Raw genomic sequence first — 20,609 nt, forward strand, 5'->3', positions numbered from 1 at the left:
CAGAGCACGTTCAAGTATCTGCCCCGCAACGACTGGCCTTACGCCGAGATCGCCGCCCGCCACCCTGAGGCGCTGATTCTGCTGGTGGGTCCGATGGGCTATCCGGCCATGGCGCGGCGCCTGGCCGAGCGGCTGCGGCCCCACTTCGAGCACCGCGGCCTGGCGATGGACGACCACCTGCGCATCCTGCCCCGCCTCGACTACGGCGATTTCATGGGCCTCTTCGACATCGCCCATCACACCCTCGACACCATCGACTGGAACGGCGGCAACAGTTCGCTGCAGTCCTTCAGCCGCGACTGCCCGGTGCTCACCTGCCCCACCGCCTTCATGCGCGGCCGCCACACCGTGGCGATGCTGCAGGAGATGGAGATCCCCGAGCTGATCGCGGCGGACCGCGACGCCTACGTGGCCACCAGCGTGCGGCTGCTGCAGGATCCGGCCTTCCACGCGCACGTGAAGGGCCTGGTGCGTGAGCGCAAGGGCCGGCTGTTCAAGGACCCCCGCGTGGCTCAGGCCTTCCAGGTGACGGTGGAGGAGGTGTGCCGCAGACCTCCAGCCCGCGGCCAGGCCCCGGCGCCCGGGTACCCGGCCGCTTTGGGGGCGGTGGCCCGGGGCGATGTTGTGGCCGATGGCGTGGCCCCTGCGCCGGAGACTCCCGCCCGCGAGCCGGCCCTGCCCCATGCTGCCGATGTCGCCTGAGCTGGCTCCCACGCCCGATCACGACTGGATCACGGTGCAGGTGGCGATGCAGGCCGGCGAGTCCATGGCGCCGCTCTTGCCGCTGGGCGATTCCGCCGCCTACCTCTGGATTCCCAAGAACGGCTGCACCACCCTCAAGCGCGCCTGGCTGGTGGCGTTGGGCCCCTGGAGCGTGGATGCGGCCGCCGAACCCATCCACCTCGACGTGCACGGTGCCGTGCTCCCTTACACCCACTGGCGCAGCCCGGACCAGCTGGCGGCGACGGCGCGGCAGCGGCAGGTGGTGGCGGTGTGGCGCGACCCGGTCGAGCGGTTCGTGTCGGCCTGCCGCAGCCACCTGGTTGAACTCACCACGTCCCGCATCCTGGCCAAGCTGCGCAACGCCAGCAGTTCTGGCCAGGACTTCGAGCGGTGCGTGGCCGTGCATGATGCCCTCTTCCGCCGTCACGGCGTGCGCAGCTACGACGACGACTCCGATCCGGCGGCGATGATGAACCGGGTGGCGCTGGAGCTGCCCCGCTGGATTCCGTGTCACATCGACTGGAGCCACCACACCCTGCCGCAGACGGCCTTCCTCGGCGGCGATCCGGCTCTGATCCACGATCTGGTGCCGATGGAGGCGATCAACGATCTCGTACGCCACTGGAGCCAGGCCGCTGGACGGCCGATCCCGCCGGCGCCGCTGCACGTGTCGGCCGGCCAGGCCGCCGTCGATCCGTTCCGCCGTCTGGCGGTGAGCGATCTCACCCCGGAGGCTCTGACAGCGCTGGAGACGTTCTACGCCGCCGACCGGCTGTTCCTGCAGCGCTGGAGTGCCCTGCATGCTGGCCTCCCATCCGGTTGGACACCACAGCAAGCACGATGAGGATCCCCCGGGGCGATGATCTCGCCGCCTACGACGAGGCCTTCTTCGCCGATCACCTGGCCAACGCGGGCTTCTTCACCCACTTCGCCAGCGTGCTGCGCGGCCTGCTGATCGCTCCCGACCGTTGCCGCGTGGTGGATGTGGGCTGCGGCCATGGTCTGCTGGTGGAGGCCCTGCGCTCCGCTGGCCTGTCCGAGAGCTGGGGTCTCGAAGGCAGCGCCGCCGCCGAGCGGATCTGGCCGCCGCAGTGGCGTGATGCCTACCGCCTGGTGGATCTGCGCGACACCACCGCCGCCAGTTCCGCCATGCCACCCACGGAACTGGTGTGCTGCCTGGAGGTGGCTGAACACCTGCCTCTCGCCTCGGCGGCAGGCCTGCTGGGGGTGCTCACCACCCACCGCCCGGGTCTTGTGCTGTTCGGTGCCGCCAGCTGGCTGCAGGATCTTGACCGCAACCCCACCCACGTGAACGAGCAGGGGCCCGGATTCTGGATCGCGGCCTTCCGTGAGCTGGGCTATGTGGTGGATGTCCCCACCACCGTGGCGTTTCGCAATGCCCTCCTCCTCGGCTGCGACCAGACCCATGCCAACTGGTGGACGCCCAAGAACCTGCTGCTGTTTCAACCCGCTGCCGCCCCGTCGGTTGCGCTGCCCTACCAACCCGCCGAGCTCGATCCAGGCCAGCCGCCCCTGCTGGAGATCATCCGACCCTTCAACACGGCTGATATGGATCCGCTGGATGCCCAGGCCGCCGAGCTGATGCATCGGCGTGACCAGTGTGACTACATGCTCCTGGTGAACCGCCACATAGCCCGGCGGCGGCATGAGCTGTCGCTGTGATCTCGCCGCTGTCCCGGAGGGAGCTGGGCGAGAATCCTGCTCAGCCGTAAGGCTTTCGTGCCGCCCATCCCTATAGCGACCGGCCCTGGCGGCCAATGGCCCGGGTTGCTGGCCGGACATTCCGAGGCGGAGCGGCAGCAGTGGGCCCGCTGGGTGCTCGGCAGCCACAGCGACCAGTTCATCCCCGAGATGGTGGCGGCGGTGGGCGACCTCGACCGTGCCGATCCGGTGCACTTCGGCCAGCCGGTGGCCAATCCTGGGCCCTGGCCTGACGATGTGGTGGTGGTGGCCTGCCGCCGGGGCCGCCATTGCCTGGTGGTGGATCACCCCCTGCCCTGCCGTGTGGTGCTGTTCGACTGGACCGGCGAGGGGCTGGAGCCCGGCACCAACCCGCAGGGGTGGGAGGTGTTGAGCGTGGCCACCGAGTGCAAGGGGCATCTCATGGAGGAAGCCTGGCGGCGGCTGGATCGGCCGCCAGCGGATGCCTATCTCGGCTTCGTCGACGACGACGTTCTGATCGCCACCAGCGACGTGCAGCGTCTGTTGGCGGTGGCCCGCATCCATCGGCTCAGCGCTGCTCAACCGGCCGTGAGCTTCTCGAGCAGCCTCAGCCCCGAATACGGCTGGTTGCGGCAGCGGCCCGGTCTCCATCTGCATCGGGTGCCGATCGTGGAGATCATGGCGCCCTTCATTCGCGGCGATCTGCTCGAGCTGGCGATGCCCTTCGTTGCCGGGATTCGCAGCGGCTACGGCCTGGATCGCTTCGCGCTGCCCCTGGTCGCCGCCCACCTTGGCGCCTGGCGCTTCGCGGCCGTCGACCTGGCGCCGATGAGCCATGTACGCCGCTGCGGTTCGCTCGAAACCCGCTTCTCCAACGGACTGCTCAGCAAAGAGGAGGAATTGCTCGTGCGGACGCGGCTGATGCGGGCGATGGGGTTCGGGGTCGATGAGCAGTTTTGGCGGGAGCTGGAGGTGGCGGTGGGCTCAGGCTTGTGATTTGTCCTATCGATGAGAGCTCAAAGCTTCAGAATCGGCCGGGAGAAGACATGCGAAATGATTCCGGGACTGTCTGCGCCCCAGGGGGCACCCTCGCGGGATGAAGCGATGAGGTGATCGAGCGGTAGCTCTGGCGGAGCCATGCTGTCCTGCGCGGTCGCTGGCTTGAAGAGCAGCAGGTTGCGCCGTAACCATTGGAAGGTGGACATGGAGCGCAAAAGGAGGCTATCAATCACGGCGCAGTTCCATCCAGCCTGGTGAAACTGCCTGATCCAATACTCCTGGGGCTTCCCATTGATGTGTCCATCACCAGGCTGGTCGGGCTGCGCGGCGGAGAACACGACGAATCTTTCGGCATGTCGAAGAATCGTACCGATGAGTGTGGATTCCGAGCCTGGAGGTAAATGTTCAGCTACTTCCAGGCAGAGAACGCCTTCGTAGGTTCGATGCAGGGATAATGGCTGGCGGAGGTCCGACCGTTGATACATCGAGGACGGGATCAGGGCGTGTACGTGCTGGATGCCATCCACGCCGTATGTCTCTTCCACACCGAGCCAGCGCAATGCCGAGAGGCAACTGCCTGATCCGCAACCAACGTCCAGCACTGACCGGGGCCGGTAGCGCTTCACGATCCATTCCAGGAAGGGCAGATCCAAGAAAAGTTTCTGACTATGCCAGTCTGGAGAGAATGCCCCGGGAATCTTCTTGTCCGGATTTGAGTCCGTGTGCGGTGAACCGGCGTGATCATGAAGTTCCGGAGTGAATTCGTGCGGAGGTTGCAATGAGCGTTCCCAAGCGGCGCAGACCGCCCTCAGCAGCTTTAACGCAGGGGCATCCGGCTCTCCTGGTCCGCTGATAGTATGGTTTGCAGTTGCAAGCGCGCTTTCGGGTGGCTCAACCCTGAGGGGATTGTCGCAGCTGAAAACCTCGCTGTTCTCCGCTGGGGGGTCTTGGGCGTAGCGAAGTGCGAGAATTCGTGTCTCATCTTCCGATAACAACCCGTTGGCAAGGACCTGCCTATAGACATGGCCCCATTGTGCTCCCGAAGACCTTGGATCCCCCTGAAATTGTGCCAGATTCGCCATCCAAGCACTGATACCCTTCTTGCCGATTTGAAGACTGGAGCGGACAGGCAAGTGTGCAAGGGCTAGGGGGTCTATCGGCCTTGCGCTCACAGGATCAAGATCACACAACAGGTTGTGGGAACCCTGATCGAGATAGAGTCTGAATACCTCCGTGGTACGGATTGACCGCACCACAACTTTGTAGTACTGAGGGTGCTCGGCAGCCCTGTGACAGCTAAATCGTTTCTGAAGCACGGTTGTTCTCTGATCCATCGGCAAATAGGTTCTCCACGGCAAAAGTCCACAACCGCCAAGTGGTATCTGCTGGAGTTGGGCTAGAAACTCAGATCGACTTTCTGCTTGTATAAATTCATCGGCATCGAGTGGGATGAGGAAATCAGCGTCAGAGGCAAGAGCGAGCCTGTGCATTAGTTCTGTCATCTTCTGAGACTGGGCATGGGGGAAGACTGGATCCTGCACGACTGCCAGTGGCAGGCCTTCCTCGATGAGTCGGGTTAGAATCTCGGCCGTGCAATCTGATGAGCCGTTGTCTGCGAGAAAGAGTGCTGTGCAGTAATGTAAATTATGGCGTACGAAGGCCTCAATGATGTCTTCTTCGTTCTTGACTAGGCCAAAGCCAATCACTAGCGAATTAGGGATCACGGCGGCCTGCTGAACTTGTCTTTGATTCTATCAATGCCGCTACCGAATGCTGTAATGGCTGGCATGTTTGTTGGAATCCTGAGATAATGGATACAATGTCTGCGCGTTTCCTTCATGTCTCTTGCTGTTGACCTGGGCAGCGGACCGAACCCCGCCAACCCCCTCGGTGCGGAGCGGGTCATCGGCATCGACAGCCAGGCCGGCGGGGAACAGGTGATGAACTGCTGGGTCGGATTTGATCCCCTTCCCCTCGGTGACGCCTGTGCTGACGCCGTGACAGCCTTCGACTTCCTCGAGCACCTTCCTCGCGCCATCTGGAAGGAAGGACTGTTGGTCAATCCCTTTATCGAAGCCATGAACGAGGCCTGGCGGATTCTCAAACCCGGTGGCATCTTCCTGGCCCGCACGCCGGCCTACCCCCATCCGGAGGCGTTCCAGGACCCCACCCATGTGAACGTCATCACCGACACCACCGTGAGTTACTTCGCCCGACGGGTGTCTGCCGATGGCACCCCGATCGATCCCTGGGGACCTGAACTCGGCCGTCGCTATGGCTTCACGGGGTGTTTCGATCTGCTGTACCAGGCCTGGGACACGAGCCATCTGATCTGGAAGCTCCGTGCTATCAAGCCATTTCCGCCCGGATACCCAGCCGATTCCTGAGCCTGCGCTCCTATCCGCACGTCTTTTCAGTTGCCGAGCCGTACCAGGGGCTGGCCATGCTGGGTTGACTCGCCACCGGCCCATGCGTGCCATCGGCTATCAAGCCGCGGCTTCCCTGGAGGATCCGCTCTACCTGCAGGATCTTGAGCTTCCGGACCCCTGCCCCAGCGACCTCGACCTGCTGGTGGCGATCGAAGCGGTGGGGGTGAACCCCGTAGATGGCAAGGTGCGGGCCCGCGAGCATCCCGAACGCGGCGGCTGGCGCATTCTTGGCTGGGATGCCGTGGGGCGAATCGAGGCCGTGGGGCCGGGGGTGGAGGGCTTCCGGCCCGGTGAGCGGGTCTGGTACGCCGGCGCGCTGCAGCGTCAGGGCTGCAATGCGGAGCTCCACTGCGTCGACCACCGCCTGGTGGCCAGGGCGCCGGAGCGGTTGGGCCCCGCCGAGGCCGCCGCCCTGCCCCTCACCAGCATCACCGCCTGGGAGCTGCTGTTCGACCGGTTGCGGATCCCCCAGGATCCCCAGACCTCCCGGGGAGAGTGCCTCCTGGTCGTCGGCGCGGCCGGTGGGGTGGGGTCGATGCTGCTGCAGCTGGCTCGCGCCCTCACCGGGCTCACGCTTGTGGGCACAGCCTCCCGGCCCGAGAGCCGCGCCTGGGCCCTGCGCATGGGAGCCCACCATGTGGTGGACCACCACCAGCCCCTGCGTCCCCAGCTCGAGGCCCTGGGGATTCCGGCGGTGCAGTGGGTGGCCAGCCTCACCCACACCGACCGCCACTTCGAGGCGCTGGTGGATCTGCTGGCCCCCCAGGGGGCACTGGCCCTGATCGATGATCCGGACCCGGCCGCGATCAATGTGCTGGCGCTCAAGTCCAAGAGCCTGGCCCTGCACTGGGAGCTGATGTTCACCCGCTCCCTCTACGGCACGCCGGATCTGGCCGCCCAGGGACGCCTGCTCCAGCGGGCGGCCGACCTGGTGGATCGGGGCGTGCTGGTCAGCACCCTGCAGGAGCATCGCGGTGCGATCACCGCCGCCCATCTCCATCAGGCGCACCGGCGGATCGCCTCGCACGGGATGGTCGGCAAGCTGGTGCTGGAGGGGTTTGACCCGCCCTGACCCCTCAGCGGGAGCTTGGCGGCACCACCACCTCTCCGTGACGCACCTGGCAGGGGTTGGCGGCAAGGGCATGGTCACAATGCCCCACGCTGGAGCCGTTCTCGGGGTTGAACACCAGCCGATGCCAGGGGCACACCAGCCCTTCGGCGTTCAGTTCCGCGGCCGCCAGATCGGCGCCGCGATGGGGGCAGTGCCGGCCCACCACCGTGTAGGTCCCTTGGAGATCCCGGCAGACCAACCGCTGGCGATCCAGCACGCGAACCGTGCCGGGTGCCATGGCCTCCGCCGCGAAGGTCGCGGACCCATCCTCGTGGATGTGGACCTCCAGCGGCTCCAGGTGGTCGTGCACCACCTGCGGACCCCGGTTCACCTCAGGGCCGCGCCGGGGGCCGCGCCAGTGGCGCACCACTCCGCGGATCGGATCGGCGGGATGCTGCAGCGTCCAGAACTCCAGGGGGCTGTCGGCGTAGCGCGAATCCACGAACGACTCGGTCCCCGATCCGGAGAAGTACGGCTTGCTGAAGGTGAGCCGGAAGCTGATCGCCACCCGGGTTTCATCCGAGGCGTTGAGGATCGAGGTGTGGAGCAGATCACCCGGGAACAGCCAGGCATCGCCGGGCCGAAGATCGGTGTCCACCCCCGTGCCGAACCACTGGTCGCCCGCCACATCGTGGGCGTGGTCGCGCTGCACCAACGCGCGCCCGTGGGTGTCGGGGAAGGCCGTCATGCCATTGCGGGGGGTCACCCTCCCCAGGGCGATCCACAGGTTCACCGAGTTCACCGGACAGTGATGCCAGCTGTCGAGGTGGGGGTCGTGGGCGTCGACCTTGCCATGGCCCCGGCGCCGGGCGTAGTCCTGGAAAACCTGCCGGTCCTCCTCCAGGGTTGCCGACGGTGGGTGGAAGCGAACCTTGGGCCGGCGATCGAACCAGAAGCGCTGCTCCATGCCGAGACGGCTGCGGAGCACATGCTTCAGCAACCGACCGCTCAGCGGCTTGATCTGGCGGATCGACGCATCCGCCGCCCGCACGATCTGCTCGCCGCTGTAGTGGCGGTGCATCTCCTCGAGCCGGATCGTTCGGCTCAGGGCGGGGTCGCCACCGGCGAGCCGCAGGCCGTCCCGGACGATGCCCTGGAGGCGGCCCAGCCAATCGTCGTCCGTGATGCAGCGTGGAATGGACAGGATCTGGCCGCTCCGCACCAGATCCCTGGCGGCGCAGGCCATCCCGGTGGGGGAGGGTTCGAGGCCGGCAGGGTGGTGCGTCGTGCCCTGCAGCATCACTGGCATCAGCGGCATGGAAAGGCGATGAACATCACGTGGCTGGGCGGAAGGCTGGGATCCCCAGGGATGGCTGAGCTGGCCCCATCCAAGCGCGGCAACGCGGCCAGCCTGCCAGGATCAGCGCAGCGCCGCCAGGCTGGCCAGCACTTCGGCGCTGTGGCCGGCCGGGCGCACCGCCACCCAGCGTGCTCGCAGGGTTCCCTCCGGATCGATCAGGAATGTGTGCCGCTGGGAGAAGGGGGGAAGCCAGCTGCCATAGGCCTGGCTGACGCGCCCACCGGGATCGGAGAGCAGGGGATAGCTCAGCCCTTCGCTGCCGCAGAACTCGGCGTGGGAGCCTGGATCGTCGGCGCTGATGCCCACCACGGTGGCATCGAGAGCCCGGTAGCGGCGCAGATCACGCTGAAAGCCGCGGGCCTCCAGCGTGCAGCCTTCGGTGAAATCCCGCGGGTAGAAGTACAGCACCAGCCAGTGCCCGGCGAAGTCCTGCAGCCCCAGCTCAGCCTCCTCCAGCTCACCCCCGCGGCCTGGACGGATTCCCTGAAGCCGGAAATCCGGGGCCGCATGATCCAGATCCGGCAGGGTTCCCCCCAGGGCCGCAGCCTGCCGGGGAACCGCCAGAAGCCCACACGCCAGGGAGGCTCCGCCGCAGAAGGCAAGACGGAGCACATCCCGGCGCTGGACATGGTGCCGGCGATGGTCGGAGGGGTGCATCGATCGGACCTCAGCCCGGGCTGGCGCCTGGGCTCCAGGGCTCTGCTGACGGCAGGCCGCTGGCTCAGAGTTTGGCCAGGTTCACACCCAGTTCCTTGGCATAGGCCCCCAGACCCTTCTTCTGGATGGTCTTGAGGGCCCTGGTGGAAACGCGCAGCTTGACGAAGCGGTTGCCCTCGGCCCACCACAGACGCCGCTCCTGGAGGTTCACCTGCTGGAGTTTCTTGGTGCGCACGTGGGAGTGCGAGACGGCCATGCCGTTGTTGGCGCGCTTGCCGGTGAGCTGGCAGACCCGGGACATGACCTACAACCGTTCAGAACAACATCTGGGCATCAGCCCAAGCGGAGACTTTACCAAATGGAAAGGGAGCCTCGTTCAGAGGCCCCGCTCCATCAGCTGCCCCATCAGATCGCAGCTGCGCTGCTGGAAGCCGGCCAGCTGGTTCGGCTCCAGCCCCCCCACCGCCAGCCGCGCCATCTCGTAGATGTGACGGCCGAGGGCGTTGGCCAGCTCCTGGCTGGGCGAGCTGCCGCTGCCGGTGATCACGGAGCCGGCGCTCAGCTTCAGCAGCCCCTCCACCAGCTTGTGGCGCCGGTTGATCAGCAGCACGTGGTGATCCGGCAGGCCGGGCAGCCGCTGCTCCATCAGGGCGCCCATGTCGTTGATGCGGCGCATCTGCTCCGGCAGCAGGATCAGGGCGGCGGGGGCGTTCTCCCCCTTGAGCGCCTGGACCTGAAGCGTCACCTTGTCATCGGCCAGGGCGGCCTTGAACAGCTCGCGGAGCTTCTCGGAGGCATCCTTGCCATCGGCATCGGCCAGTTCACTCTCCTTCTCCTGGAGCGAGTCGTCGAGTTCGGCATCCACCCGCTGGAACTTGAGTTCCTCGTGCCGCATCTCCAGCCATGGAATGAACTGGGTGTCGATGAAGCTGTCCGCCAGCAGCACCTCGGCGTCCTGGCTTCGCCAGAGGGCCAGGGCTCCGGCCTGGCCGGCCTCATCGGTGCAGTAGAGCACCCGTTTGTCGTTCTCGGCGCTCAGCCGGGAGCGGTAAGCGGAGAGGGTGGTGTAGGCCCTGCCGTCTCCGGCGGGGATGGGATCGAGGATCTGCCCCTCGGCCGGATCGCCCTCGATTGCAGCTGCCGTGGTGCCGAACAGCACCAGGTCGGCCACCTGGTCGGCGAATTTCTCGTCCTCCATCGCGCCGATCTTGATGAACGGGGCCAGGGACTCCCAGATCTCGGCGTAGCGCTTCGGATCGTCGCGATGCAGCTCCTTGAGCCGATCGCCCACCTTCTTGGCCACGAAGCCGCCGATCGAGCGGACGCGCCGATCGGTCTGGAGGGCCGAGCGGCTCACGTTCAGCGGGATGTCGGGGGAATCGATCACCCCCCGCAGGGGCAGCAGGTAGCGGGGAACAACCTCCTTGATCGAGTCGCTCACGAACACCTGGTTGCAGTACAGCTTGATCTCGCCCTTCTCCCAGTCGGCCCGGCCGCTGGATTTCGGGAAGTACAGAATCCCCTGCAGGTTGTAGGGATAGTCGGTGTTGAGGTGAACCCACAGCAGGGGGTCGCCCTGGAAGGGGTAGAGGTAGCGGTAGAGCTCGATGTAGTCGTTGTCGCTCAGCTCGCGGGGGCTCTTGCGCCAGGGGGCCTCGCGCTTGTTGACCGTCTCCCCTTCCAGCTGCACCTCCACCGGCAGGAAGTCGCAGTAGGTGGAGATCAGCGTGCGGATCCGGGCGGGCTCGATGTACTCGAGCTCCTCCTCCATCAGATGGAGGATCACATCGGTGCCCGGTTCGCTGCGCTCGGCACTCTCGAGCGTGAAGCTGGGGGAGCCGTCACAGGTCCAGCGCACGGCCTCGGCCCCCTCGCGGGCACTGAGGCTCACCAGCTCCACCTGGCGGGCCACCATGAAACTGGAGTAGAAGCCGAGGCCGAAGTGGCCGATGATCGCGTCCCCTTCGCTCTTGTACTTCTCGAGGAAATCCTCGGCACTGGAGAAGGCCACCTGGTTGATGTAGCGCTTCACCTCGTCGGCGGTCATGCCGATGCCGTTGTCGGAGATCGTGAGCGTCTTCTGCTCCCGGTCGATGCGGATCTGGACCCGTCCCTGCTCGCCTTCGCTGCAGTCGCCCGCCATGGCGGCCATGCGGCGCTTGCTGATGGCGTCCACGCCGTTGCTCACCAGCTCCCGCAGGAACACCTCGTGGCCGCTGTAGACGGCCTTCTTGATGATCGGGAAGATGTTCTCGGTATGGATCTGGATCTGACCCTTCTCTTCCAGCACCGGCATGGCAGCTCACCTGACTGACGCTGACCCTACGGATCCCCGCCGCTCCGCCTCAATGGGCCGGAGGGAGGGGTCACCGAACCGACCCTCAGCCGCGCTGCTGCAGCTCCGGCTTCTCCTCCGGCAGGATCGCCCCCTCGACGGGGCACACCTGCAGGCAGATGCCGCAGTCAATGCAGGTGTCGAAATCGATCCAGTAAAAGCCGGTGCCCTTGCGGTTGGCTCCCTTGCCGGGGTGGATGCAGGCCACCGGGCAGGCATCCACGCAATCGGCCACCCCTTCGCAGACGTTGGTGACGATCGTGTGGGCCATGGCGGGCTCGGTGGGTCGCGGGGATCCTAGGGAGCGATCCAGTGCACCCCGGCGCATCCCCGCTCCGCCGCCCGGGTTTCGGCACTGGCGCGGCTGTCCACGGCGTGGCCGAGAAGTTCCGCGCAGCTGCCGGCCCTGTGCAGGGCCTCGAGGGCGTCAAGGGCACGGGGCAGATCCTCAGGCCTGCCGTAGGCCACCAGGGTCGGCCCGGCCATCGTCGGGGCCGTGAGTCCAGCGGCCAGCAGTTCGCGCACGGCTTCCACATCGAAGGCGAACCCCACCCCGGCGGCGATCTGGCTGTCGGCACAGAAGCGGCCCACCAGCGCGTCGTAGCGACCGCCGCCGGCGATGGCGACCGGTGCTTCCTGTCCCTGGCAGACCAGCTTCAGCACCAGGCCGTCGTACAGGTCGAAATGGGGTTGGAAGGTGGGATCCAGCTGCACCGTCACCCCCAGCCGCTCCGCCGCCGGGGTGATCACCGCCAGGGTCGCGCCGAGTTCGGCCAGCAGCGGGATCGGCCCCAGCCACTGCTCGAGCTGGTAGAGCACCCCGTCGGGCCTGCCCCGCAGGCGCATCAGGGCCGTGAGCCGCTGGCATTCGGTGCGGCTCAGGGGCAGCGCCGCCAGGGCGATCGGATCGAAGCCGGTGAGGGCGGCACGGGCCCCACCCTGCTGCTCGGGCGGCAGTTGCTGCAGCAACGCCTTCAGCACGCCGTGGTGGCCCACCAGCAGGCGCGGGCTGTGCTCCCGGCGCAGGCCGAGGCTGCCCGCCGCCGCCAGCAGCAGCCTGGTGAGCTCGGCATCGGCGGCGGCGGAACGCTCGCCCAGCAGCTCAACGCCGCTCTGGAGCTGTTCGTGGATCCGCTGGTGGCCGCTGTCGGCCACGCTGCTGCGGAAGGTGCAGCCCTCCGCCCAGAGCCGCAGCGGGCGGGGCCGCTCCGCCATCCGGGTGCTGGCCGCCCGGGCGATCGACGCGGTGAGCTCCGGTCGCAGGCCCAGGGGCTCGTCCGCAGCGAGCCGCACCAGCTCACGGCCGTCGATGCCCCCGCCGGCCTGCAGGGTGTCGAGCCGCTCGAAACCCGGTGGCGCCACCTCCTGGTAGCCCCAGAGCCGGTACACCGCCGCCAGTTCCTGGCAGATCGAGCGGTTGCGTTCCACCTCCCGGGGATTGAGATCCCTGGCGCCGGCGGCGGGTTGCAGGGCCATGGGAAGGGGAGCGGATCGCAGTCGGCTGATCCTATGGAGTGGGCTCTGAGGTGGGCTCACGCCCGGCCGTGCCGGCGTCGAGTTCGGGAGCTCCGAAGCTGGCTCCCGGCAGCGGCCGGCAGGCCGCCAGACCCTCCACCAGAGAGGCATGCAGGCCGGGTGCGGCGGCGATCAGACGCCCGCTGGCGAGATCGAGGGGGCCACCGTCGTAGGCACTCACCCGGCCGCCGGCCTGCTCCACCAGCACCACCCCCGCCGCCAGATCCCAGGGGGACAGGCCGCGCTCCCAGTAGCCGTCCAGGCGGCCGGCGGCCACGAAGGCCAGGTCCACGGCGGCGGCACCCCCGCGCCGCACCCCATGGGTGCGGTGGGTGAAGTAAGCGAATTCGGCGTAGTTGTTGTCGAGCCGGGTGAAGCGGTCGTAGGCGAACCCCGTCACCAGCAGGGCTTCGGCCAGTCGCTGGCAGTCGCTCACCTGGAGGCGGCGCTCGTTGCACCAGCTGCCCAGGCCGGGCGCGGCCCAGTAGAGCTCCTGCAGGGCCGGTACCGCCAGGGCACCCAGCAGGGGCTGGCCGCGCCAGCACAGGCCCACGGACGTTCCGAAGAAGGGGTAACCGTGGGCGTAGTTGGTGGTGCCATCGAGCGGATCGACGCACCACTCCAGATCGCGGGGCGGATCGCCGGGCAGATCGCCGGGCAGATCGCCGGGCCGCTGGCGTCGGCCGCTCTCTTCGGCCAGGATCCCGATCTCCGGGGTCTCGGCCTCCAGCAGCGCCAGCACGGCCGCCTCGGCGGCCAGGTCGGCCTCGGTGACCAGATCGCCGCAGCGACCCTTCTCCCGCACCTGGTTGAGGCGCCCCCGGTGGGCGGTGAGTTCGGCGCCGCCGGTCGCGGCGGCCTGCCGGGCGACCGCGGCCAGATGCTCCAGCTCCGAGGCGGAGAGTCCCGAGGCCTCGCGGGCCCGATCCGATCCCGCTGCCGTGCCGGTGGTGGTCTCACTCATCGTCGAGGGGGAGGCCAGGAAGCACCCTGCCCCGGCCGAAGTGGCGGCCGAACTGCAGCTCGTAGACCTCATCCTCATCCTGGGTCTCGACCTCGAGCGGCCCGATGGCGCGGGCCACGCAGAGCAGGCCGTAGCCCTTGTCGCGCAGCTCCCGCGACAGGCCGAGCGCCTCCCGATGGTCGATCCGGCCGTTCAGCACCCGCACGGCGCAGGCCGTGCAGCAGCCGTTGCGGCAACTGAACGGCAGGGGGTCGCCCTGCTGTTCGAAGCTGCGCAGGATGTAATCCCCCTCGGGGACCTCGTGGCGAATGGTTCGACCGGCCTGGCGCCAGTGGACCGTGATGGGGTGGGTGGTGGTCATGCTGCTACATTGCCACTCGATTGCCCCATTTTGCCGCTGGAGAGGTGGCCGAGTGGTCGAAGGCGCAGCACTGGAAATGCTGTATAGGGGCAACTCTATCGAGGGTTCGAATCCCTCCCTCTCCGTTTCTCCAGAGCCGACCTTATGGTCGGCTTTTTTGTTGGCTCCCTGGGGCCTCCCAGCCGCCTCCACGGCTGATCGATGGCGCCCTCGGCTGGGTTGGTGTCCAGCTCAGCCGAACCTGCCGCTCACATAATCCTGGGTGGCCTGCTGGTTGGGGGCGTTGAAGATTCGCTCCGTTTCCTCGAACTCCACGAGGTAGCCCACCTTGCCGGAACCTCCCTCCACCGCTTCCGCGTTGAAGAACGCCGTCATGTCCGCCACCCGCACGGCCTGCTGCATGTTGTGGGTCACGATCACAATCGTGTAGCTGCGCTTGAGCTCGTGCATCGTTTCCTCGATCTTGAGGGTCGAGATCGGATCCAGGGCCGAGCAGGGTTCATCCATCAGGATCACCTCCGGCTCGGTGGCGATGGCCCGGGCGATGCAGAGGCGCTGCTGCTGACCGCCGGAGAGGGCCAGGCCGCTCTCCTTGAGTTTGTCCTTGCATTCATCCCACACGGCGGCCTTGCGCAACGCGCGCTCCACCAGATCATCCATGTTGCCTCGGTAACCGTTGATCCTGGCACCGAAGGCGATGTTTTCGTAGATCGTCTTGGGGAAGGGGTTGGGTTTCTGAAACACCATCCCGATCCGTCTGCGCACCTCCACCGGATCCACGCGCCTGTCGTAGATGTCGTGACCATCGAACACCACACGGCCCTTGAGGTGGCAACCGGGGATGAGGTCGTTCATTCGGTTGATAGCCCGCAATACGGTGGATTTCCCACAACCCGACGGACCGATGAACGCCGTTACCTTGCCGCGGGGAATGTCCATGTAGACATCCCTTACGGCTTCGAAGTTGCCGTAGGAGATGGTGACTCCATCGAGCGACAGGCAGATGTCGTCGTTGTTGGGTTCGGGTGCGCTCGTGCCCATGCTGATGGAGGGAGCCGTGTTCATGGAGTGGAGTTCGGGAAGTCGCGATGAAGGATCAGGAGGGATGGGTTAGGTGCGGGTGAGGCTGCTGAGCCAGCGGGCCAGGAGATTGGCCAGCAGAATCATGATCACCAGCACGAAGGAGGCTGCCCAGGCGAGTTCGTTCTGGGCCTCATAAGGCATGATGGCGAAGTTGAAGATCAACACCGACATGGTGGCAATCGGGTTGAAGATCCCGTCTGGCCAGAAGGGTGAGAACAGGGCCGTGAAGATCAGCGGCGCGGTTTCCCCTGCCGCCCTGGCAATCCCGAGCACGATCCCCGTGGCGATGGGGGTGAAGGCGGCCGGCACGGTGATGCGCATCACCGTGACGAATTTGGAGGCCCCCACCCCGTAGGCCCCCCAGCGCAGTTCCTGCGGAACGAGCTTCAGCCCCTCGTCGGTGGTCTTGATCACGGTGGGCAGCATGAGGGTGGCCAGGGCGATACCACCAGCCACGGCGCTGTAGCTCTGGTTGAAGAAAATCCGGGTGGCCACCACCACCCCATAGACGAACACGCCGCAGATGATCGAGGGCACGCCGGCCAGCACGTCGTTGCCGAAGCTCACGAAGCGCGCGAACCAACCCCGCTGCGAATATTCGGTGAGGTAGATCCCTCCACCGACACCGATGGGGACGGCGATCAGGGAGGCGATCAGCGTCACCATCAGCGTGCCCAGAATGGCGTTGCCGATACCTCCACCCTCCAGCCCTGGCGCGGGCGGCAGCTGGGTGAACAGGCCCAGGCTGATCAGCCTCCCGCCTCGGATCAGCACGTACACCAGCACCAGGAAGAGCGGCAGTACGGCGCAGGCGGCGAAGAGGCCGGCGATTCCGGTGCAGAGGCGGTTGAGGCGGTTGCGGCCGAGCGACCTGTCGAACTGCAGGGGGCGCCGCACAAAGAGGCTCTCCGGCGGATCAGGTTCGCCGCCGGAGGGTTTGAACTCCCTTCTGTGCCTGGCCAGGGTGGGGCTGATCACGATCGCGGTGGTTCAGTAGCGGAGGCTGAGCCGACGAACCAGCCACTGGGCCAGCACATTGACGAGGAAGGTGAGCAGCATCAGAACAAGGGCTGCATACATCAGGGCCGACACCTGGATGCCGCTCGCTTCACCGAACTGGTTGGCGAGCATGGCGGCGATCGTATTGCCGGGAGCCAGCAGCGAGAAGCTGAAGTTCAGGGCGTTACCGATGATCATGGTCACGGCCATGGTCTCACCCATGGCCCGGCCCAGGGCGAGCATGACCCCTCCGGTGATGGCGGAAATGGCGGCTGGCAGGATGACACTGCTGATGGCCCCCCAGCGGGTTGTGCCAACCCCGTAGGCCCCCTGGCGCAGCTCCGCGGGTACCTGGTTGAGCGCATCCCGCGATATCGCCGTGATGATCGGCAGGATCATCACCACCAGGATGAGGATGGCCGGGGCCATGCCGGGGCCCTTGGCTGAGGTGTCGAACAGCGGAGACCAGCCCAGCAGTTGGTGCAGCAGGTTCAGCACTGGCCGGATGGCCGGCTCCATCACGAAGATCGCCCAGAGGCCCAGCACCACGGACGGGATGGCGGCGAGCAGCTCCACCATCAGGCCGATCGCCTCGCGTACCACGCGGGGCACCAAGTCTTCGGTGATGAAGATCGCGGTGCCCACGCCCAGGGGAACGGCGATCAGCAGGGCCAGCAGGGACGTGACCAGGGTGCCGTAGATGGCGATCAGGGCGCCGTACTGCTCGTTGACCGGATCCCATGCCGAGGTGGTGAGGAAGCCGAGCCCGAAGCTGGCGATGGCTTCGCGGGAACCCTGGAGCACCACCAGGAAGATGCCCAGCAGCACGATGGCCACCACCGCGGCCAGGCTCAGGGTGAGCTGGCGGAAGCCGATGTCCAGCAGTTTCTCCGCCGGTGGCCTGCGGCGCAGGGTGAAGGCATCGTCGCGATCCCCCGAGAGCGCCTCAGCTGAGGCCGCTGGTAGGAGTTCGCCTGTCATGGAGATCGGGTTGCGTTGGGGCCAGCCCGGGCCAGGCCGTTCCGCGCCGAATCTACGAAGGAAGGCATCTGCTTGCCTTAAGCCGTGATTAACGGCTGTCAGCCCGGTAGTTTTGGGGCGCCAGACGGGTGACGGGGCCGCACTGTTCATGGGTCGCATCGTCGGCATCGACCTGGGAACCACCAATTCGGTGGTGGCCGTGCTCGAGGGTGGCCGCCCCGTGGTGATCGCCAGTGCCGAGGGCAGCCGCACCACGCCGTCGGTGGTGGGGTTCAGCCGCGATCAGGAACTGCTGGTGGGGCAGCTGGCCCGCCGCCAGCTGGTGCTCAATCCCCGCAACACCTTCGCCAACCTCAAGCGCTTCGTGGGGCGCCAGTGGGAGGAACTCGAGGAGTCGAGCCTCGGCGTGCCCTACACCATCCGGGCCAACGACCAGGGAAACGTGCGGGTGGTCTGCCCGGCCACCGAGCGGGAGTATGCCCCCGAGGAGCTGGTGGCCAGCGTCCTGCGCAAGCTGGCCGACGACGCCGCCACCTACCTGGGGGAGCCGGTCGAGGCGGCGGTGATCACGGTGCCGGCCTACTTCAACGACGCCCAGCGCCAGGCCACCCGCGATGCCGGCCGACTGGCGGGCATCAGCGTGGAGCGCATCCTCAACGAACCCACCGCTGCCGCACTGGCCTACGGCTTTGATCGCTCGGCCGTGAAGCGCGTGCTGGTGTTCGACCTGGGCGGCGGCACCTTTGATGTCTCCGTGCTGCGCATCGCCCAGGGGGTCTTCGACGTGAAGGCCACCAGTGGAGACACCCAGCTCGGCGGCAACGACTGGGACCGTCGCATCGTCGACTGGCTGGCCGATGCGTTCGAGAAGGAGCATGGCCTCGACCTGCGGCGCGACCGCCAGGCACTCCAGCGCCTCACCGAGGCGGCGGAGAAGGCCAAGATCGAGTTGAGCGGTGTGCAGAGCACCCCCATCTCCCTTCCCTTCATCGCCACCGGCAGTGAGGGGCCCCTCCACATCGAGACCACCCTCGAGCGGCGCACCTTCGAGGCCCTCTGTCCCGACCTGCTCGACCGCCTGCTGCGCCCCGTGCAGCGGGCCCTGCGCGATTCCGGGCTGGCGGCCGACGAGATCGACGATGTCGTCCTGGTGGGCGGCTCCACCCGCATGCCGATGGTGCAGGAGATGGTGCGCACCCTCATCCCGCGGGAGCCGTGCCAGTCGGTGAATCCCGACGAGGTGGTGGCGATCGGTGCGGCGGTCCAGGCCGGGATCCTCACCGGGGAGCTGCGGGATCTGATGCTCAACGACGTCACGCCCCTCTCCCTCGGGCTCGAGACGATCGGTGGGGTGATGAAGGTGCTGATCCTCCGCAACACGCCCATCCCCGTGCGCAAGAGCGATCTGTTCAGCACCTCCGAGGCGAACCAGAACTCCGTGGAGATCCACGTGGTGCAGGGGGAACGGCAGATGGCGGCCGACAACAAGAGCCTGGGGCGTTTCCGCCTCTCCGGCATTCCCCCGGCTCCCCGGGGTGTGCCCCAGGTGCAGGTGTCGTTCGACATCGATGCCAACGGTCTGCTGCAGGTGTCGGCCACGGACCGCACCACCGGCCGCCAGCAGAGCGTCAGCATCCAGGGGGGCTCCAACCTCAGCGAGGAGGAGATCGCCCGGCTGATCGAGGAGGCGGAACGCAAGGCTGCCGAAGACCGTCGCAAGCGGGCGGCCGTCGACCGCCGCAACAAGGCCCAGACCCTGGTGGCCCAGGCGGAGCGGCGCCTGCGCGACGCGTCCCTGGAGCTGGGGCCCTACGGCGCGGAGCGCCAGCAGCGCAGCGTGGAGATGGCCCTGCGCGATGTGCAGGATCTGCTGGCCCTCGAGGAGCGCGGCAGCACCGACCCCGGCGAGCTCGACATGGCGGTGAGCCAGCTGCAGGAGGCGCTCTTCGGCCTCAACCGCCGTCTGCTCAGCGAGCGTCGCTCCGAGCAGGGCCCCCTGCAGGGGCTGAAGAACACGCTCGGCTCGCTCAAGGATGAGCTGTTCGCCGATGACGACTGGGACGACTGGAGCCGTCCGGGCAGCGATCCGTGGGCGATGCCGCCGGGGCGTGACCGCGGCGCGCTCTCGGGCGCCGACCGCTACGGCAGCTGGGAGCGCACCCCCTCCCGCGCCCTTCCGGAGGACCGCTACCGGGAGGATCGTTACCGGGAGGACCGCTACCGGGAGGATCGCTACGGCGAAGCGCGTTACCCCGAAGCGCGTTACCCTGCAGACCGCTATCCCCAGGTTCGCGACCCGGAGTACGGCGACCCGGAGTACCGCGATGCCGGCAGCCGCTTCGAGGAGCAGCGCTTTCGGGGCGAAGCCCCGCCCGAGCGTCGCTACGGCGCCGAGCGGTCCGCTTCCCCATCGCGCCCGCCGGCCCGGGTTCCGGACGACGATCCCTGGGGTGACGTGTAGCCGCGGTGAGTCACAGCCCGATTGCGCCCCCTGACTACTGGCGTGTGCTGGGGATCGAGCCCGGCGCCGATGCCGCCACGCTGAAGCGGGCCTTCCGCACCCAGGCCCGCCGCTGGCATCCGGATCTCAACGGCAACGATCCCGTTGCCGAGGACCAGTTCAAGCTGGTGAACGAGGCCTATGCGGTCCTCTCCGATCCCCTGCGGCGGCGCGCCTGGGAGCGGGGCGAGACCCAGGCCGAGCAGGGCCCGGCGGATCCCTTCGCCACGGGGTTCCCCAGCTTTGAGGACTACCTGGCCGAACTGTTCGGCGAGCGTCCTGGACGGGGGGACGTGGCTGAAGCCGCCGAGGCCCCGGCGGAAGAGGACTGGCCGGGCCCGCCGCCCGCCGAGCCGGCCGGATCCGTGACCCCTTCCCCGGCACCCCCGCCCCCGGTGCAGGCCTCCAGCGATGACGAGAGCCTCGTGGACCTCAGCCCGGAGCAGGCCCTGCAGGGGGAGCGCGTGGAACTCGAACTGGCGGATGGCACCTGCGTCGAGGTCTGGACACCGCCCCTGGCAGGGGATGGCTGGCGGCTGCGGCTCGCCGGCGTCACCCCTGGAGGCGGTGACCACTTCCTCCACCTGCGGGTGCGCACCGCGGAGGGCCTGCGCATTGACGGCCTGCGGGTGCTCTACCCCCTCGAGCTCACCCCCGCGGAAGCGGCCCTCGGCTGCCGTGTGGTGGTGCCGACCCTGCGGGGCCCCGTCAAACTCACGGTGCCCCAGGGCTCCTCCAGCGGCCGGCTGCTGCGGCTGCGCGGCCGTGGCATGGAGTGGGGCAGCCAGCGGGGCGACCAGCTCGTGGAGGTGAGGATCGTCGTTCCGGACCAGCTCGACGACGCCGAGATCGCCCTGTACCGCCGTCTCCAGGAACTCGCCGAACTGGCGTCCCGGGAGGCGTCCCAGGAGGCTGCCGGAGCCTGAGCCGACGCCCCCTGTCCGGCTCTCGATCGGGCCGCGGTGACAC

Annotated in this window: 19 protein-coding genes, 1 tRNA gene and 1 pseudogene; 9 read left to right on the forward strand and 12 right to left on the reverse strand. The window is 67.4% G+C overall.

The window, feature by feature from the left end; translation table 11 throughout:
- From ACLNEE_RS00005 to ACLNEE_RS00020, 4 genes and pseudogenes are all read left to right on the forward strand, one after another.
- Positions 1–702 (forward strand): annotated as a pseudogene (locus tag ACLNEE_RS00005) (hypothetical protein); the annotation flags it as partial.
- Positions 692–1,567: a sulfotransferase family 2 domain-containing protein gene (locus ACLNEE_RS00010; RefSeq protein ID WP_412006646.1), complete on the forward strand. Its 876-nt coding sequence runs from the start codon at positions 692–694 to the stop codon at positions 1,565–1,567. The pseudogene ACLNEE_RS00005 and the gene ACLNEE_RS00010, both read left to right, overlap by 11 nt.
- Complete coding sequence (locus ACLNEE_RS00015; protein ID WP_411423344.1) at positions 1,564–2,406, forward strand: methyltransferase domain-containing protein; 843 nt, start codon at positions 1,564–1,566, stop codon at positions 2,404–2,406. The genes ACLNEE_RS00010 and ACLNEE_RS00015 overlap by 4 nt, the downstream gene beginning before the upstream one ends.
- Before the next feature lie 57 nt (positions 2,407–2,463).
- Positions 2,464–3,402: a hypothetical protein gene (locus tag ACLNEE_RS00020; protein WP_411423345.1), complete on the forward strand. Its 939-nt coding sequence runs from the start codon at positions 2,464–2,466 to the stop codon at positions 3,400–3,402.
- A gap of 20 nt (positions 3,403–3,422) precedes the next feature.
- On the opposite strand, the gene ACLNEE_RS00025 is transcribed toward ACLNEE_RS00020, so the two are convergent.
- A complete protein-coding gene (locus ACLNEE_RS00025) occupies positions 3,423–5,129 on the reverse strand; it encodes a glycosyltransferase family 2 protein (RefSeq protein WP_411423346.1) in 1,707 nt (568 codons plus the stop codon).
- Positions 5,130–5,243: 114 nt separating this feature from the next.
- Here ACLNEE_RS00025 and ACLNEE_RS00030 point away from each other — a divergent pair, with 114 nt between their 5' ends.
- Positions 5,244–5,792: a methyltransferase domain-containing protein gene (locus ACLNEE_RS00030; RefSeq protein WP_411423347.1), complete on the forward strand. Its 549-nt coding sequence runs from the start codon at positions 5,244–5,246 to the stop codon at positions 5,790–5,792.
- An 82-nt stretch (positions 5,793–5,874) separates the two neighbouring features.
- Positions 5,875–6,906 (forward strand): zinc-binding alcohol dehydrogenase family protein, encoded by a 1,032-nt coding sequence (locus ACLNEE_RS00035; RefSeq protein WP_411423348.1) that lies wholly within the window; start codon positions 5,875–5,877, stop codon positions 6,904–6,906.
- Positions 6,907–6,910: 4 nt separating this feature from the next.
- Here the strand turns inward: ACLNEE_RS00035 and ACLNEE_RS00040 are convergent, their stop codons facing one another.
- The 8 genes from ACLNEE_RS00040 to ACLNEE_RS00075 all read right to left on the reverse strand — a co-directional run bounded on the left by ACLNEE_RS00040 (position 6,911) and on the right by ACLNEE_RS00075 (position 14,077).
- Positions 6,911–8,203, reverse strand: a complete 1,293-nt coding sequence (locus ACLNEE_RS00040; RefSeq protein ID WP_412006647.1) for a Rieske 2Fe-2S domain-containing protein — start codon at positions 8,201–8,203, stop codon at positions 6,911–6,913.
- A gap of 102 nt (positions 8,204–8,305) precedes the next feature.
- Positions 8,306–8,902: a peroxiredoxin gene (locus tag ACLNEE_RS00045; RefSeq protein WP_411423350.1), complete on the reverse strand. Its 597-nt coding sequence runs from the start codon at positions 8,900–8,902 to the stop codon at positions 8,306–8,308.
- Positions 8,903–8,966: 64 nt separating this feature from the next.
- Positions 8,967–9,203 carry a 50S ribosomal protein L28 gene (rpmB, locus tag ACLNEE_RS00050; RefSeq protein WP_411423351.1) on the reverse strand — a complete coding sequence of 79 codons (237 nt, stop codon included), beginning with the start codon at positions 9,201–9,203 and terminating at the stop codon, positions 8,967–8,969.
- Positions 9,204–9,278: 75 nt separating this feature from the next.
- Positions 9,279–11,198 (reverse strand): molecular chaperone HtpG, encoded by a 1,920-nt coding sequence (gene htpG, locus ACLNEE_RS00055; protein ID WP_411423352.1) that lies wholly within the window; start codon positions 11,196–11,198, stop codon positions 9,279–9,281.
- 85 nt (positions 11,199–11,283) lie between these two features.
- Positions 11,284–11,508: an indolepyruvate ferredoxin oxidoreductase subunit alpha gene (locus ACLNEE_RS00060; RefSeq protein ID WP_411423369.1), complete on the reverse strand. Its 225-nt coding sequence runs from the start codon at positions 11,506–11,508 to the stop codon at positions 11,284–11,286.
- A gap of 26 nt (positions 11,509–11,534) precedes the next feature.
- On the reverse strand, positions 11,535–12,713 hold the full coding sequence (locus ACLNEE_RS00065; protein ID WP_411423353.1) for an ATP phosphoribosyltransferase regulatory subunit: 1,179 nt from the start codon (positions 12,711–12,713) through the stop codon (positions 11,535–11,537).
- 31 nt (positions 12,714–12,744) lie between these two features.
- A complete protein-coding gene (locus ACLNEE_RS00070; RefSeq protein ID WP_411423354.1) occupies positions 12,745–13,716 on the reverse strand; it encodes an inositol monophosphatase family protein in 972 nt (323 codons plus the stop codon).
- The gene (locus ACLNEE_RS00075) at positions 13,709–14,077 is read right to left on the reverse strand and encodes a 2Fe-2S iron-sulfur cluster-binding protein (protein WP_411423355.1); all 369 of its coding nucleotides are present in this window, start codon (positions 14,075–14,077) and stop codon (positions 13,709–13,711) included. The genes ACLNEE_RS00070 and ACLNEE_RS00075 overlap by 8 nt, the downstream gene beginning before the upstream one ends.
- A gap of 38 nt (positions 14,078–14,115) precedes the next feature.
- Between ACLNEE_RS00075 and ACLNEE_RS00080 the strand changes: the two genes are divergently transcribed.
- Positions 14,116–14,202, forward strand: a tRNA-Ser gene (locus ACLNEE_RS00080).
- A 106-nt stretch (positions 14,203–14,308) separates the two neighbouring features.
- Here ACLNEE_RS00080 and pstB read toward each other — a convergent pair.
- The 3 genes from pstB to pstC all read right to left on the reverse strand — a co-directional run bounded on the left by pstB (position 14,309) and on the right by pstC (position 17,140).
- On the reverse strand, positions 14,309–15,118 hold the full coding sequence (gene pstB / locus ACLNEE_RS00085) for a phosphate ABC transporter ATP-binding protein PstB (RefSeq protein WP_411423370.1): 810 nt from the start codon (positions 15,116–15,118) through the stop codon (positions 14,309–14,311).
- 69 nt (positions 15,119–15,187) lie between these two features.
- Positions 15,188–16,138, reverse strand: coding sequence for a phosphate ABC transporter permease PstA (pstA, locus tag ACLNEE_RS00090; RefSeq protein WP_411423356.1), 951 nt, complete (start codon positions 16,136–16,138; stop codon positions 15,188–15,190).
- Between the two features lie 12 nt (positions 16,139–16,150).
- Entirely contained in the window at positions 16,151–17,140 is a 990-nt protein-coding gene (pstC, locus tag ACLNEE_RS00095) for a phosphate ABC transporter permease subunit PstC (protein WP_411423357.1), read from the reverse strand.
- 148 nt (positions 17,141–17,288) lie between these two features.
- Between pstC and dnaK the strand changes: the two genes are divergently transcribed.
- A complete protein-coding gene (dnaK, locus tag ACLNEE_RS00100; protein ID WP_411423358.1) occupies positions 17,289–19,601 on the forward strand; it encodes a molecular chaperone DnaK in 2,313 nt (770 codons plus the stop codon).
- A 5-nt stretch (positions 19,602–19,606) separates the two neighbouring features.
- Positions 19,607–20,566: a DnaJ C-terminal domain-containing protein gene (locus ACLNEE_RS00105; protein WP_411423359.1), complete on the forward strand. Its 960-nt coding sequence runs from the start codon at positions 19,607–19,609 to the stop codon at positions 20,564–20,566.
- Positions 20,567–20,609 lie beyond the last annotated feature (43 nt).

Origin of the sequence: Aphanothece stagnina RSMan2012, assembly GCF_046764815.1 — a bacterium.
Lineage (GTDB): Bacteria > Cyanobacteriota > Cyanobacteriia > PCC-6307 > Cyanobiaceae > NIES-981.